The organism is Rhodococcus wratislaviensis, from assembly GCF_900455735.1.
GTDB lineage: Bacteria > Actinomycetota > Actinomycetes > Mycobacteriales > Mycobacteriaceae > Rhodococcus_F > Rhodococcus_F wratislaviensis.
The window spans coordinates 1,016,192-1,030,655 of record NZ_UAUI01000001.1; the positions used below are offsets into that span (position 1 = coordinate 1,016,192).

The following is a 14,464-nucleotide window of genomic DNA, read 5'->3' on the forward strand; positions in this document are numbered from 1 at the left end:
ACCGCGGGCGGTTAACAAGTACTCACGGGCGCCGAAGGCGCACACCGAGGAGGGCGTCCACGGCGGCAGCGAATTCGCTCGGCGCGTTCGTGTCCGAGCCGCCGTTGTCGAGGGCGCGACGGGCCCAGCCGTCGAGGGCGTCGAGCGCCTTCGGGGTGTCGAGATCGTCCGCGAGATGCTGGCGCAGCCGGGAGATCGTGTCGGTCGCCGACTGCGCGGATTCGAGTGCCGCGGCGTCCTTCCACAGTGTCAGCCGGGTGTGGGCGTCGGCGAGAACCTGCTCGGTCCACGGACGGTCCTGCCGGTAGTGCCCGGACAGCAGTCCGAGGCGGATGGCGGCCGGGTCGACACCCTCGCCGCGCAGCTTCGACACGAACACGAGGTTGCCGCGGCTCTTCGACATCTTCTCGCCGTCGAGACCGATCATGCCGGTGTGCACGTAGTGGCGGGCGAAGCGACGGTCGCCCGTGGCCGACTCGGCGTGCGCCGCGGAGTACTCGTGGTGCGGGAAGATCAGGTCGCTGCCGCCGCCCTGCACGTCGAAACCCGAACCGATGCGGTTGAGGGCGATGGCCGAACACTCGATGTGCCAGCCGGGACGCCCGGGGCCGAACGGCGACGGCCAGGACGGCTCGCCCGGGCGGACCGCACGCCACACCAGGGCGTCGAGGGGATCCTCCTTGCCGGGGCGGTCGGGGTCGCCGCCGCGTTCGGCGAAGAACTTGTCCATCGTCTCGCGGTCGTAGCCGGACTCGTACCCGAACTGCTCCGTCGCGTTGGCGCGGAAGTACACGTCGGGGAATTCGGGGTCGTCGACGACGTAGGCGGCGCCGGACGCGACGAACTTCTCGACCATCTCGATCACTTCGCCGATCGACTCCACCGCGCCGATGTAGTCGCGCGGGGGCAGCACCCGGAGGGCTTCCATGTCTTCGCGGAACAGCGCCGTCTCGCGCATGCCGAGGACCACCCAGTCCTCCCCGTCGCGGTTGGCGCGCTCGAACAGCGGGTCGTCGACGTCGGTGACGTTCTGGACGTAGTGCACGTCGTGGCCGGCGTCACGCCAGATCCGGTTCACCAGATCGAACGTCAGATACGTGGCCGCGTGACCGAGGTGGGTGGCGTCGTAGGGGGTGATACCGCACACGTACATCGTGGCCGTGCGCCCGGGAGTGACGGGACGTACCTGCCGGTCAGCGGTGTCGAACAACCGCAGCGGAGGCCCCTGGCCTGGAACGGACGGGACAGCGGTTTCGGACCAAGACTGCATGACAGCGAGCCTAGTGGACCCGCATTTCCGCCTCGGAGGGAGCCGCCGCCCCCAGGGCGCCGAACGGTTCCGTCAGAACGCGGGCCACGGAATCGGCCGGTGACCGTTCGGCCGGGGCATCACCGGCGCCGCGAGGAGGTCCACGGCACGCTCGTACAGCGCGGCGACCTCGCCGGACGTGATGTGCTCGCCCAGTCGCGCACCGAACTCGCCCTCGAGCGAGGAGATCAGTTCGGCGATGTCGACGACGAGGGCACCCGGCACCTCCGTCCCGGCCCACCCCCACAACACGGTCCGTAGTTTGTTCTCCGTGTGCAGGCAGATGCCGTGGTCGACGCCGTAGACGGAACCGTCGAGCCCCTCGAGCGCGTGGCCGCCTTTGCGGTCGGCGTTGTTGATCAGCACGTCGAGGACCGCCATCCGCTGCAGCCGCGGATCGTCGGCGTGGATGAGCGCGACCGGTTCGCCGTCCATGTCGGTGGCGCGCAGGATTTCGAACCACCCCTCGGGGACGGCGTCGGGAGCGCAGATGTCGACCAGGTCGAGACCACCGGTGTCGTCGGCGTGCCGGTCAGGGGTGTCGACCCACCGCTGCACCATCCCCGGGCCGAACGGGCCGTCCCGCAGGAGAGTGCGGGGAATCACACCCCACCCGAGCTGCTCGGACACTAGATACGACGCGTATTCACGTCCGGCGAGCGTGCCGTCCGGGAAGTCCCACAACGGACGCTCCCCGCGGACCGGCTTGTACACGCAGCGGACGGTGTTCTCACCCTCGACCGCGTCGCACACCAGGGTGGCGTTACTGGCGTGGGTGATCTGGCCGATGAGGGTCAGCTCGCCGGACTCCAGAGGATCGGACTCCTCGGCAGGCAACCGTCAGTCCTCCTCGTCCATCTCCGGGGTGAGGCCGAAGCTCTGGCCGCGGCGGTACCCGTTGGTTCGGATGCAGATGTGCCCCTCCGGGGCCAGTGGCTCACCGCACAGCGGGCACGGCGCGCGCCCGGCGGCGATGACCCGTTCGGACCGCAACGAGAAGTCCCGCGCCTGCAACGGGGTGAGGAAGACGCGCACGGCGTCCGGTCCGTCCTCGGAGTCGTCGAGAACGACGGACTCGTCGAACTCCGTCTCGCTGACGGCGAGCAGTTCCACCACGACGGCTCCGGCGTCCGCGTCCCAGCCCAGGCCCATCGTGCCCACCCGGAACTCGGCGTCGATCGGGGTGACGAGGGGGCTCGCGTCGTCGAGTTCGGCCCCCTCCGGCGGAACCTCCGTCCCGAACCGTCGGTGCACTTCCTCGAGGAGGAGCCCCATCCGGTCGGCCAGTACCTGCACCTGCTGTTTCTCCAGCAGGACGCTGATCACTCGCGCCTCGTGTACGGCCTGGAGATAGAACGACCTGTCGCCGGGCTCACCCACCGTCCCGGCAATGAATCGGTCAGGAGTGCGGAATACGTGAATTGCGCGTGACATTGCACCTCCTTCAGCTGGAGCCGGGCCCTACTGCGGCGCTGCCCACTCGTTGTTCCGTCTCGGACTGTTCCTCGCAGCATGTTGCGTTCATTATCCGTCAATCGTCACAGGCGGACCTCCCCGCCGGGCACCGATCCGGATACTTCGGCCCGCGCTCCGTCTCCGGAGACGGGTGGCGTGTTCACTCCGGACAGATCGGCCCCGGTGTCGTTCATCTTCAGCACGTACGGACGGGTGGAGGTGTACCGGACGACGCTGATCGAGGCCGGCTCGGCGACGATCCGCTGGAAACCGTCGAGGTGCGCGCCGAGGGCGTCCGCGAGGACCGACTTGATGACGTCACCGTGCGAGCACGCCACCCATACGACGTCCCGGCCGTGCAGTTCCGCGAGCCGCGCGTCGTGCTCGCGGACCGCGGCGACGGCCCGGGCCTGGACTTGCGCGAGCCCCTCTCCTCCCGGGAACACGGCGGCGGACGCGTGCTGCTGCACGATCTTCCACAGCGGTTCCTCGAGCAGGACCTTCAGCTCGCGACCCGTCCATTCGCCGTAGTCGACCTCGACGAGCCGATGCTCCACCACGGGGGTCAGGCCGCGTGCCCGGGCGAGCGGCTCCACGGTCTGCTCGCACCGCACGAGCGGCGAATGCACGATCTCCTCGATCGCCACGTCCGCGAGCCGGGACACGATGGCCTGCGCCTGCTCGCGGCCGCGGTCGTCGAGTTCGACTCCCGGTGACCGGCCGGCAAGCGTGTGTGCAGTGTTCGAGGTCGACCGCCCGTGGCGCAGCAGCACAACTGTCATTGGCCCAGCCTAGTGTCGTGCACTCTCCGGCCGCCCGATCTCAGGTGGCCGACACGACGCCGGTCGCGAGAAGCGACAGGACGACGACGCCGAGGATGATGCGGTAGCCGACGAACCAGTACATCGAGTGGTCGACGACGAACCGCAGCAGCCACGCGATCGACGCGTAGCCGATGGCGAACGCGATCACGGTTGCGACGAGGAGCTGCGGGCCGCTCGCGTTGAGACCTTCCCCGGCCGGTTCGAACGCGTCCGGCAGGCTGAACAGCCCGGACGCGACGACCGCGGGGATGGCGAGGAGGAAGGAGTAGCGCGCCGCGGCTTCGCGGGTGAGTCCGAGGAAGAGACCGGCGCTGATCGTGCCGCCCGATCGCGAGACGCCCGGGATCAGGGCGAGCGCCTGCGCCGAACCCATGATGATGCCGTCCTTGGCGCGCAGGTCCTCGACGGGACGCACCTTCCGCCCGTAGTACTCGGCCGCCGCGATGACCAACGCGAACACGATCAGCATGGTGGCGATCAGCCACAGGTTGCGGGCACCGGTGCGGATCTGGTCCTTGAACAGGAAGCCGAGCACACCCACCGGAATCGTGCCGATGATCACATACCAGCCCATCCGGTAATCGAGGTCACCGCGATGCTCGGGGTGAAACAGTCCCCGGAACCACGCGGAAATGATCCGTCCGATGTCGCGGGCGAAGTAGATGAGCACGGCGGCTTCGGTGCCGAGCTGGGTGACGGCGGTGAAGGACGCACCGGCGTCGTCACCGAAGAAGATCTCCGACACGATCCGGAGATGGCCGGACGAGGAGATCGGCAGGAACTCGGTCAATCCCTGGACCGCACCGAGGACAATCGCCTGGAGCCAGGACATCGCCTCGCCCATCACTCACCGGTCCCGAGGTCGAATGTGCCGCTCTGACGCCAATTTCCCATGTCGCGTTCGTAATTCACCGGCGCCACGGTACCGGGGAGGGCGACCTCCGGCAGAATCCGGCGTGGCAGGACCCACTGCCACGCAATACCCCACTACTCTGCACCTGTGGTGGCCGGTCCCGGGGGGCACCAGCATCTTCGGGGGCGAAGCCCGGGTTGCAGCTACGGTACGAGACGCAGGCGGTTATGGAACAGAGATCGGTCGGAGCAAGCGGGTTACGAGTGTCACGTCTCGGCCTGGGCACGCTCACCTGGGGTCGGGACACCGACGGCGACGAGGCCGCGGCGCAGATCGCGGCGTTCGTCGATGCGGGCGGAACGCTCGTCGACACCTCGCCCGCGTACGGCGACGGTGTGGCGCAGCGGATCCTGGCGGAACTGCTCGACGACGTGGTGCCGCGAACGGAACTCGTCCTGAGCTCGAGTTCCGGGATCAATCCGTCGGGTCCGTCGCGGATCGACTGCTCGCGACGGGGTCTCGTCGCCCAGCTCGACGCCACCCTGCGCGAGCTCGGCACCGACTACCTGGACATGTGGCAGGTCGCCACCTGGGATCCGTTCACGCCCGTCGACGAGGTCGCCGCCACACTCGATTTCGCGGTGGCGAGCGGCCGGGTCCGGTACGTCGGGGCGCGGGGTTACCTCGGGTGGCAGCTGGCCACCGCGGCGGGCGCGTCCCGGGGCACCACGCTCGTCGCCACCCAGGTGGAGTACTCGCTGCTCGCCCGGGGCGTCGAGGAAGAGCTCGTTCCGGCGGCGGGGCATCACGGCATCGGTGTTTTCGCTGCCGTCCCGCTCGCCCGCGGGGTCCTGACCGGCAAATACCGAAACGGCATTCCCGTCGATTCACGCGGCGCCGACGACGCGCACGCGCAGGACGTCCAGAGTTACCTCACCGACTCCTCCGTCCGGGTGGTCGACGCGGTCGTGACCGCGGCCGACGGGCTCGGCACGTCCCCGCTGGCCGTCGCGCTCGCGTGGGCGCGCGACCGTCCGGGTGTCGCGAGCGCGGTCGTCGGGGCCAGGGACATCGCACAGCTCACCGGTGTGCTCGTCGCCGAGGAACTGGAGTTACCCGCCGCGATCGCAGCGGCGCTCGACGACGTCAGCGCCTAGCGTGTGCAGGAGCCGGCAGACGTGCACCTGCAGTTCACGTGCAGGGCAGGCTAACCTGGTGCCCACCGGCCGACGCCGTTAGATCTGCAGGAGAGTCCATGACCACGCTGAACGAGGCCGACGCGGCCGATCGCCGAGCCGTCGGCTTCGCCGAGCGCATCAAGACAGGCACGGACGCCGCTCACCGGGAGACCGAGCAGTCCCGCTTCGTCGGGGCCCTCCTCGCCGGTGAACTCACCTCGGACGGCTACGCCGAACTGCTCGCGCAGACGTACCTCGTCTACCGCGAACTCGAGGACGCGGGGCGCACCCACACCGGCAGCCCCGTCGCGTCGCCGTTTCTCCACGACGAACTGCTGCGGGTTCCGTCGCTGGAAGCGGATCTCGAGTTCCTGCGCGGGCCGTCGTGGCGCGAGACGGTGTCCGCGCTGCCCGCCACCACCCGCTACGTGGAGCGGCTGCGCGAGGTGGCGTACGAGTGGCCCGCCGGTTTCGTTGCGCACCACTACATCCGGTACATGGGAGACCTGTCCGGTGGGCAGATCATCCGGCGCATGCTCGAGCGTGCCTACGGATACACCACCGACGGCCTGCAGTTCTACATCTTCGACGAGATCCCGAAACCGAAGGTGTTCAAGGACACCTACCGCGCGAAACTCGACGCCGCGCCCCTGTCTCCGGAGGACCAGCAACGGGTGATCGACGAGGTCAACCTCGCCTACCGTCTCAACGGCGACCTGTTCGCCGCCCTCGAAGCGGACATCGACCGGTACCTCGCACGATGAGATCGGTGTTCCGGACCCGCACGGACAGGTCGCTGTTCGCCGTTCTCGTCCTGCTTCTCGTGTCTGCGGTGGGGGTGTCGGCATGCAGTGCCGGCACCGGTGACAGCACCGGCGGCACCGGCGGTGCGCGCACGGCGGTCCTCGACGATCTGAATCCCGAACCTCTCGCGTCCCCCGCCACACCCGCGCTGCCCGTCACGGTCCGCAGCTTCGACGGGGCGGACGTGACGATCACGGACGCGAGCCGGATCGTGACCGCGGACCGCTACGGAACGCTCACCGAGACGGTCTTCGCGCTCGGACTCGGCGACAACGTGGTCGGCCGGGACATCGCCTCCGAGTTCCCGGCCGCACAGGACGTGCCGGTGGTGACACCGGGCGGGCAGTCCCTCAACGCCGAGGCCATCCTCGACCTGGCGCCGACGGTGATCCTCACCGACACCAGCATCGGACCGCAGGCCGTGCAGGATCAGCTGCGGGCCGCCGGCATTCCGGTCGTCTTCTTCGATCCGACGCGGACCCTCGAGGGCGTGCCCGATCAGATCACGGCGGTGGCGAATGCGCTCGGCGTGCCCGAGCAGGGCCGCGAACTCGCGGCCCGCACCGAGAGTGAGATCGCGGCCGCCCGGAGCCGCGCCCCCCGGGGCGACGATCCCCTGAAGATCGCATTCCTCTATCTGCGGGGCACCGCGATCACCATGATGGGCGGCCCGGGCTCGGGCGCCGACTCGCTGATCGACGCTCTCGGCGCCGTCGACGCCGGCACCGCATCGGGGATCACGCAGCAGTTCGCGCCGATCACCAGCGAGGCCCTGATCGCCGCCGCTCCCGACGTCCTCCTGATGATGACGGGCGGGCTGGAATCGATCGGCGGCATCGAGGGGCTCGAGAAGATCCCCGGGGTGGCGCAGACCCCGGCGGGCCGGAACCAGCGCGTCGTCGACATGCAGGACGGGGTGCTGCTCAGCTTCGGCCCCAACACGGGCCGTGTTCTCGGCGCGTTGGCCGACGCCGTCTACCCGACCGACAATCCATGACCGTCGAAGACCTCCACGCTCCGGGTAAGCCTTCCTCACGCACTCGAACCGGTGCCGTCCTCGGCGGTCTGCTGATCGCCCTTGCCGTCGCCGCCGTCTTCTCGGCCTGCATCGGACAGGTGCCGACCGGCCCCGGAGAGGTTCTCGGCAGCATCCTGCACCGCATCGGACTGGATCTCGGTCCGATGCCCGCGCACCCCAGCGGCGAGGTGACGCTGTGGGAGGTCCGGTTCCCTCGGGTGGTCCTCGCCATCCTGGTCGGGGCGGCGCTCGGATGCGCGGGTGCGCTGCTGCAGGGTGTGTTCGCGAACCCGCTCGCCGAACCCGGTGTCATCGGGGTGTCGGCCGGTGCCGCGGTCGGCGCCAGCGCCGCGATCGTGGTCGGCGGCGCGTTCGCGGCCGGGTGGACGGTGGCCGCGGCCGCATTCGTCGCCGGACTGATCACCACCGTCGCCGTCTACGTCCTCGCCCGGCACGAGGGCCGCACCGAGGTGGTCACCCTCGTCCTCACCGGTGTGGCGGTCAACGCGTTCGCCGGCGGCCTCATCGCCTTCTTCACGTTCGTCGCGTCCCCCGCGGCGCGGGATCAGATCGTCTTCTGGCAACTGGGCAGCCTCAACGGGGCCACCTGGAACGCGGTCGCGGTGGTGGCACCGATGACCGTCGCCGGGATCGCCGCCACGACGATGATCGCCGGGAAACTCGACCTGCTGTCCCTCGGCGAGAGCGCGGCCCGGCACCTCGGCCTCGACGTCGAGCGGCTGCGTCAGATCGCGGTGCTGATCGTCGCCCTGCTCGTCTCGTCCAGCGTGGCGTTCACCGGCATCATCCTCTTCGTCGGACTGGTGGTCCCGCACCTGATGCGCATCGCCGTCGGGCCGGGTCACCGGGCCCTGATCCCGGCGAGCGCGCTGTGCGGCTCGCTCGTGCTGCTCCTCGCCGACCTGGGCGCCCGGTCGCTCGTGGCGAACGCGGACCTCCCGCTGGGCATGCTGACGGCCCTCGTCGGCGGGCCGTTCTTCTTCTGGTTGCTGCGTCGCACCCGGGCCAGTCAGGGTGGGTGGGCATGAGTCCGGCATTCCACCCGCTCCGCACCCGAGTCGGCGAGGCGATCGAGCAGAGCCTGTTCCGGCGGACCGACCCGGTGCCCCCGCCGCGCCCGTCCGGGTCCGTGACGCTGCGGGCGCACGGGATCGCGGTCACCCGGGGTGGCAGGCCCGTGCTCGACGACGTGTCCGTGGACGTGCGGATCGGCGAGGTCCTCGTTCTCGTCGGCCCGAACGGGGCGGGCAAGTCGACGCTCCTCGCGGCGCTGTCGGGCGATCAGGATGTGCACGCGGGCAGCGTGCACCTCGACGACCGGGACCTCGGCGAGTGGACGGCGCTCGAGATGGCCCAGCGCCGGGCGGTCCTCCCCCAGCAGAACACGGTCGGGTTCTCGTTCACCGCACGTCAGGTCATCACGATGGGCCGGTCCCCGTGGGCACGCACGCCCCGCTCCGACGACGACGCCGCCGCCATCGCCGAGGCCATGCAGATCTGCGACGTCGTGGCGTTCGCCGACCGGCCGTTCACCGCGTTGTCGGGCGGCGAACGTGCCCGGGTGGCTCTGGCGCGGGTGCTGGCGCAGCGCACCGAGACGATCCTGCTCGACGAACCCACTGCCGCCCTCGACCTCGGGCACCAGGAGACCGTGATGCGTCTCGCCCGCTCCCGCGCGGAGCAGGGCACCGCGGTGGTGGTCGTCCTCCACGACCTCGCGCTCGCCGCCGCGTACGCGGACCGGATCGTGGTCCTCGAGCAGGGCCGCGTCGCCGCCGACGGGCCTCCCGCAGACGTCCTGTCCGAGGACCTGCTGACTCGGGTGTACGGGCACCCCGTGGAGGTCATCGAGCACCCGGTGACCGGCGCGACCCTCGTCCTCCCCCGCCGCGATCGGCGTTAGACCGCCGCGGTCACAGTCCGTCGATGACCGCCCCGAGACGGCTGAGGACCGCCCGCACGGTGATCCCGTCCTCCGGCGGCCCTGCCCCCTGCGAATCGGGGTCGGACACGGCATCTCGCACGACGGCGACGATGCTGCGTTCATCGGTCAGGTCGATCTCCCGGACCGAGCGCCGCGCCGACGCCACGATGTCGTCCGGAGCAGGGACCTCGGTTTCCACGTCGGCGCGGTAGACCTCGACGTGCATGGTGCTCTTGCGCACCCGGAATGCGTAGGAGTTACCTTCTGCGGTCCGGCCGAAGCCGTGTGCGTGCGGTCCGACCGAGATGTCTTCGACGGTGAACGTCGGTGTTTCGGGTGTTTCCACGGTCTTCTCCTCGATGACCTGGGCCGGCGGTCGGAAGACCGCCGGGCGCGGGGTCGATGTTTCTCACGGTATCGCCTCGGCACCCGCTGGGCACCGACCGCATTCGTGGGCGTTTCGCGGATCAGGGATGCTTGTAGGCAGTTGTGCAGGTGTAGGTCGATGAGAGAACCCGAGGAGCAGCACATGGGTAGACCGGGAGCGCGCGTCGTCGCCTCGTGTATCGGAGTGGCATTTCTACTGGTCACCGGCTGTTCGTCGAACTCCGACGAGGATCAGGCGATCACGATCGCCCCCGCGAGTGCCGCGCAGTCCCCGGCCCAGAACATCACGCCCGCCGGTGTCGTTCACCCTGTCGGCCTGCCGATCGAGTCCACCACATTCGACCCCGAGACCCGCACGACAGTCGTCCTGGGAGGCGGAGGCAACCAGATCCTGCTGTTCCCGGCCGGGGATTTCACGGCGGTTCCGCGGGTGGTTCCGCTGGACGACACCGTCGCCCAGGTCGCCCTCGCCCCCGGCGGTGTGGCGTTACTCGCGATGAACACGCAGGTAGGACGCCTGGACCTGCGCACGGGCGAGGTGACGTTCGTACCGGCCGGCGGTGACGTCCGGTCGGTCGCCCCACTGCCCGACGGGCGGCTGGCGATGGGCCTGGGCAATGGCGAGATTCACATCGTGAACACCGAGACGAACGAGTCACAGGTGATCGGCGGACTCACGTCCGTCGACGGGCTTGCCGTCGTCGGCGACTCGCTCACCGCTCTCGACCGTGGTCAGACGTCCGTGACCGCCATCGACGTCCCCGGTTCCGCGCTCGGTGTCGCGCTGCGCGCCGGTGAAGGCGCCACACAACTCACGACCGACCACTACGGGCGGATCCTCGTCACCGACACCACCGGCGACGAACTGCTCGCCTACACCACCGACACACTGATGCTCCGCCAACGGTTCCCCGCCGGGCTCGCGCCGTACGCCGTCGCCTACGACGACACCGCCGACCGGGCGTGGGTCACGCTGACCGAGACCAACGAAGTGGTCGGATTCGACCTGTCGAGTGGAGTGGGCGTGGAAACGGCACGGTATCCCACCGTCCGGCAGCCGAACTCTGTCACTGTGGATACCGTGAACGGTGACCTCCTGATCGGTTCCGCGACGGGAGACGGCCTGCAGCAGATCCCGACGAGGAGTTCGTAGATGGCATCGCATTCACGTCGACTCCCCTCCGGGTGGGAGATCGAATCCGAGGACTTCGAGTACGTGCCGCTTCGGCTGCCACCCGACGTCACCCGCATCAGCGCCTCGATGAGGTTGGCCATCCAGGCGGAGTTCGGTGGCTGGGAGCTGTCCCGAGTCCGCCTGTACTCCGACGGAAGCCGCCGTGTGCTGCTCAAACGAAGGAAAACCGCTCACCATGTCCCCGACCCCGCAATCTAGGGAGACCTCCTTGTACCACCTGCTGTTACAGGTGATGTTCCGCGTTCCTCCGGAGCGGATTCATCACCTGGCCTTCGCTGCGATGCGCCTGGTCACGCGGTTCTCGCCGCTGCGTCAGCTCGTCGGCAAGGTTCTCGTCGTGGACGATCCGGCACTGCGGAACACCGTGTTCGGACTCGACTTCCCGGCGCCGCTCGGACTGGCCGCCGGATTCGACAAGGATGCGACCGGCGTCGACGCGTGGGGTCCCCTCGGCTTCGGGTTCGCCGAGGTGGGCACCGTCACTGCCCAGGCGCAGCCCGGAAACCCGGCTCCCCGCCTGTTCCGGCTGCCCGCGGACCGCGCCCTGATCAACCGGATGGGTTTCAACAATCACGGCGCAGGCAATGCCGCCAACCATCTCCGTCAGCGCCGGGCCGGTGTCCCGATCGGCGCGAACATCGGCAAGACCAAGATCGTCGACGCCGCGGACGCCCCGGCCGATTACACGGCGAGCGCGCAACTGCTCGGCCCGCTGGCCGATTTCATGGTGGTCAACGTCAGCTCACCGAACACCCCGGGACTGCGGGACCTGCAGGCCGTCGAGTCTCTCCGGCCTCTCCTGCGTGCGGTTCTCGACTGCGTGACCGTCCCGGTTCTGGTGAAGATCGCCCCCGACCTGTCCGATGACGACGTCGACGCGGTCGCGGATCTCGCGCTCGAACTCGGTCTGGCCGGCATCGTCGCGACCAACACGACCATCCGCCGGGACGGGCTGAACACCCCGGACGACGAAGTGGCGGCGATCGGCGCGGGCGGGTTGTCGGGTCCTCCGGTCGCCGAACGATCCCTCGAGGTCCTCCGCCGCCTGCACGCGCGGGTAGGTGATCGCCTGGTGCTGATCTCCGTCGGCGGCATCGAGACGGTCGACCAGGCGTGGGAACGGATCCTGGCCGGGGCGTCCCTCGTGCAGGGTTACACCGGCTTCATCTACGGCGGGCCGTTCTGGGCGCGCCGCATCCACAAGGGGCTGGCCCGGAAGGTGCGCGCGGCCGGCTACTCCTCCGTCGCCGATGCGGTCGGCGCAGGCGCCGTGCGCTGACACGGACCGCACACAGACCGGTGGCCGGCGAATCCCGAGGATTCGCCGGCCACTCGTGTCTTCCGGAGCTATCGAGCTACTGCTCGTACGTTCCCTGGATCTTCGCGCGAGCGATCGCATGCGAGAACAGGTTGAAACCCAGGAACGCCGGCGTCGAGTCGGCGGTGACCCCGTCGAGGGTCTCCACGTCGAGCGCGTGGACCACGAAGATGTAGCGGTGCGGCCCGTGTCCTTCCGGCGGGGCCGCGCCGAGGAAGCGACGCAGTCCGGCGTCGTTCTTCAGCGTGATCGCACCGCTCGGGAGCCCGGTTCCGTCGTCGTCGCCTGCCCCGCTCACCAGCGTGGTCGTGTCGGCCGGAATGTTGGCGACCGCCCAGTGCCAGAATCCGGACGCCGTCGGCGCGTCGGGGTCGTACACCGTCACCGCGAAGCTCTTGGTCTCGGCGGGGAACCCCGACCACGACAGCTGCGGTGAGTTGTCGTAGCCGCCGGCGCCGAAGATTCCGCTGACCTGTTCCTTGTTCAGCGGCTGCCCGTCGGTGACGTCGGTGGAGGTCAGCTCGAAACTCGGCAGGTCGGGAAGGGCCTCGTACGGGTCGTGTGACATGCGGTTCCTCTCTTGTCGCGTATCGGTTCTCGGATCAGCTGTGGAGCAGAAAATGTTCCAGCACGCGTGTACCGAACAGTAGTGCGTCGACCGGTACCCGTTCGTCGACACCGTGGAACAGCGCGCTGAAATCCAGGTCGGGGGGCAGCTGCAGCGGAGCGAACCCGAAGCACCGGATGCCGAGCTTCGCGAACGCCTTGGCGTCGGTTCCACCCGACAGCATGTAGGGCACCGTCCGGGCACCGGGATCGTGCGCGAGGATCGCGTCGTTCATGGCGTCTACGAGATGTCCGTCGAACGTCGTCTCGTAGGAGTCGAGTTTCGTGATCCATTCGCGCTGGACGTCCGGTCCGATCAGCTCGTCGACAGTCGCCTCGAACTCGGCCTGCCTGCCGGGCAGGATCCGGCAGTCGACGACGGCCTCCGCGGTCTGCGGGATGACGTTGGCCTTGTAACCGGCCGAGAGCATGGTCGGGTTCGCGGTGTCCCGGAGGGTGGCGCCGATGATGTTGGCGATGGTGCCGAGTTTCGCGAGGGTGCCGTCGAGGTCGGGCGACTTCGGGTCGAGGTCGAGTCCGGTCTCCTCACCCGCCGCTTCGAGGAATTCGGCCACCGAATCGGGGATGACCAACGGGAACGTGTGCGCACCCAGCCGGGCGACCGCCTGCGCCAGGATGGTGACGGCGTTGTCGGTGTGCAGGAACGAACCGTGCCCGGCCCGGCCCTTGGCCGTCAGCCGCATCCATCCGAGACCCTTCTCCGCGGTCTCGACGAGATAGAGCCTGCGGTCGGTGCCGTCCGGTCGGGGAACGGTCAGGGAGAAGCCGCCGACCTCGCCGACAGCTTCCGTCACACCCTCGAACAGATCGGGACGATTCTCGACCAGCCACTGGCAGCCGTACTTGCCACCGGCCTCCTCGTCGGCGACGAAGGCGAACACGAGGTCGCGGGGAGGAACGATTCCCTCGGCCTTGAACTGGCGGGCGACCGCCAGGATCATCCCGACCATGTCCTTCATGTCGACGGCACCGCGTCCCCACACGTAACCGTCCTCGACGGCTCCGGAGAACGGGTGGACGCGCCAGTCGGCCGGCTCGGCGGGAACGACGTCGAGGTGGCCGTGCAGCATGAGGGCGCCGCGGTCGGGGTTCGAGCCTTTCAGCCGCGCGAACACGTTGCCGCGGCCCGGTGCACCCGACTCCACGTACTCGGTCTCGTAGCCCACTTCCTGCAGCTGGGCCGCCACCCACTCCGCACACTCGCGTTCGCCCTTCGTCGTGGCGAGCTCTCCGGTGTTGGACGTGTCGAAGCGGATCAGTGAACTGACGAGATCCACGACTTCGGCTTCGGCGCGACCCTGGCCTGGGGTTTCCTGTGTAGTTGGCACTCCACTTTCCTACCACCGCAGCAGCGGAAACGCTCAGGTGAGAGGGGCGATTTGGGCCGTGGCGGTTCATCGGTTAATCTTTTGCAGCACCCAGGAAATGGGGGCAAGCAAGTCCGAGTGGCGGAATGGCAGACGCGCTAGCTTGAGGTGCTAGTGTCCTATTAACGGACGTGGGGGTTCAAGTCCCCCCTCGGACACTCTGAGTTGAGACAGACGAAAAGGC

General features: G+C 69.0%; 16 protein-coding genes and 1 tRNA gene. 9 read left to right on the forward strand and 8 right to left on the reverse strand.

The window, feature by feature from the left end; genetic code table 11:
- Positions 1-22: 22 nt before the first annotated feature.
- The 5 genes from mshC to DTA22_RS04655 form a co-directional block, all read right to left on the reverse strand.
- Positions 23-1,270, reverse strand: a complete 1,248-nt coding sequence (mshC, locus tag DTA22_RS04635; protein WP_112298617.1) for a cysteine--1-D-myo-inosityl 2-amino-2-deoxy-alpha-D-glucopyranoside ligase — start codon at positions 1,268-1,270, stop codon at positions 23-25.
- A gap of 72 nt (positions 1,271-1,342) precedes the next feature.
- Positions 1,343-2,146 (reverse strand): SCO1664 family protein, encoded by an 804-nt coding sequence (locus DTA22_RS04640; protein ID WP_037229449.1) that lies wholly within the window; start codon positions 2,144-2,146, stop codon positions 1,343-1,345.
- A 3-nt stretch (positions 2,147-2,149) separates the two neighbouring features.
- On the reverse strand, positions 2,150-2,743 hold the full coding sequence (locus DTA22_RS04645; protein WP_005243068.1) for a DUF3090 domain-containing protein: 594 nt from the start codon (positions 2,741-2,743) through the stop codon (positions 2,150-2,152).
- Between the two features lie 104 nt (positions 2,744-2,847).
- Positions 2,848-3,546: a histidine phosphatase family protein gene (locus tag DTA22_RS04650; RefSeq protein ID WP_011594100.1), complete on the reverse strand. Its 699-nt coding sequence runs from the start codon at positions 3,544-3,546 to the stop codon at positions 2,848-2,850.
- A 40-nt stretch (positions 3,547-3,586) separates the two neighbouring features.
- Entirely contained in the window at positions 3,587-4,432 is an 846-nt protein-coding gene (locus DTA22_RS04655; RefSeq protein ID WP_112298618.1) for an undecaprenyl-diphosphate phosphatase, read from the reverse strand.
- Positions 4,433-4,668: 236 nt separating this feature from the next.
- On the opposite strand from DTA22_RS04655, the gene DTA22_RS04660 reads away from it, so the two are divergent.
- The 5 genes from DTA22_RS04660 (at position 4,669) to DTA22_RS04680 (ending at position 9,365) form a co-directional block, all read left to right on the forward strand.
- Positions 4,669-5,598, forward strand: coding sequence for an aldo/keto reductase (locus DTA22_RS04660; RefSeq protein WP_037229445.1), 930 nt, complete (start codon positions 4,669-4,671; stop codon positions 5,596-5,598).
- Positions 5,599-5,696: 98 nt separating this feature from the next.
- Positions 5,697-6,383 (forward strand): biliverdin-producing heme oxygenase, encoded by a 687-nt coding sequence (locus DTA22_RS04665; RefSeq protein WP_037229444.1) that lies wholly within the window; start codon positions 5,697-5,699, stop codon positions 6,381-6,383.
- Positions 6,380-7,420, forward strand: a complete 1,041-nt coding sequence (locus DTA22_RS04670) for a heme/hemin ABC transporter substrate-binding protein (protein ID WP_112298619.1) — start codon at positions 6,380-6,382, stop codon at positions 7,418-7,420. Before DTA22_RS04665 ends, DTA22_RS04670 begins: the two co-directional genes overlap by 4 nt.
- Positions 7,417-8,490, forward strand: a complete 1,074-nt coding sequence (locus tag DTA22_RS04675) for a FecCD family ABC transporter permease (protein ID WP_112298620.1) — start codon at positions 7,417-7,419, stop codon at positions 8,488-8,490. The genes DTA22_RS04670 and DTA22_RS04675 overlap by 4 nt, the downstream gene beginning before the upstream one ends.
- Positions 8,487-9,365, forward strand: coding sequence for a heme ABC transporter ATP-binding protein (locus DTA22_RS04680; RefSeq protein WP_112298883.1), 879 nt, complete (start codon positions 8,487-8,489; stop codon positions 9,363-9,365). Before DTA22_RS04675 ends, DTA22_RS04680 begins: the two co-directional genes overlap by 4 nt.
- Positions 9,366-9,375: 10 nt before the next feature.
- Here DTA22_RS04680 and DTA22_RS04685 read toward each other — a convergent pair whose 3' ends face one another.
- Entirely contained in the window at positions 9,376-9,732 is a 357-nt protein-coding gene (locus tag DTA22_RS04685; protein ID WP_037229441.1) for a hypothetical protein, read from the reverse strand.
- Positions 9,733-9,915: 183 nt separating this feature from the next.
- Here DTA22_RS04685 and DTA22_RS04690 point away from each other — a divergent pair, with 183 nt between their 5' ends.
- From DTA22_RS04690 to DTA22_RS04700, 3 genes are read left to right on the forward strand one after another with little or no spacing between them, the layout of a single operon-like run.
- A complete protein-coding gene (locus DTA22_RS04690) occupies positions 9,916-10,926 on the forward strand; it encodes an NHL repeat-containing protein (protein WP_037229439.1) in 1,011 nt (336 codons plus the stop codon).
- Positions 10,927-11,166 carry a DUF5703 family protein gene (locus DTA22_RS04695; RefSeq protein ID WP_005243088.1) on the forward strand — a complete coding sequence of 80 codons (240 nt, stop codon included), beginning with the start codon at positions 10,927-10,929 and terminating at the stop codon, positions 11,164-11,166. It begins immediately after the preceding gene.
- Between the two features lie 10 nt (positions 11,167-11,176).
- On the forward strand, positions 11,177-12,247 hold the full coding sequence (locus tag DTA22_RS04700; RefSeq protein ID WP_112298621.1) for a quinone-dependent dihydroorotate dehydrogenase: 1,071 nt from the start codon (positions 11,177-11,179) through the stop codon (positions 12,245-12,247).
- A gap of 76 nt (positions 12,248-12,323) precedes the next feature.
- Here DTA22_RS04700 and DTA22_RS04705 read toward each other — a convergent pair whose 3' ends face one another.
- Together DTA22_RS04705 and DTA22_RS04710 are read right to left on the reverse strand one after the other, a co-directional pair.
- A complete protein-coding gene (locus tag DTA22_RS04705; RefSeq protein ID WP_005243092.1) occupies positions 12,324-12,854 on the reverse strand; it encodes a YbhB/YbcL family Raf kinase inhibitor-like protein in 531 nt (176 codons plus the stop codon).
- 34 nt (positions 12,855-12,888) lie between these two features.
- Positions 12,889-14,241, reverse strand: a complete 1,353-nt coding sequence (locus DTA22_RS04710) for a M20/M25/M40 family metallo-hydrolase (protein ID WP_112298622.1) — start codon at positions 14,239-14,241, stop codon at positions 12,889-12,891.
- 111 nt (positions 14,242-14,352) lie between these two features.
- Between DTA22_RS04710 and DTA22_RS04715 the strand changes: the two genes are divergently transcribed.
- Positions 14,353-14,438 (forward strand) — tRNA-Leu (locus DTA22_RS04715).
- Positions 14,439-14,464: the final 26 nt, after the last annotated feature.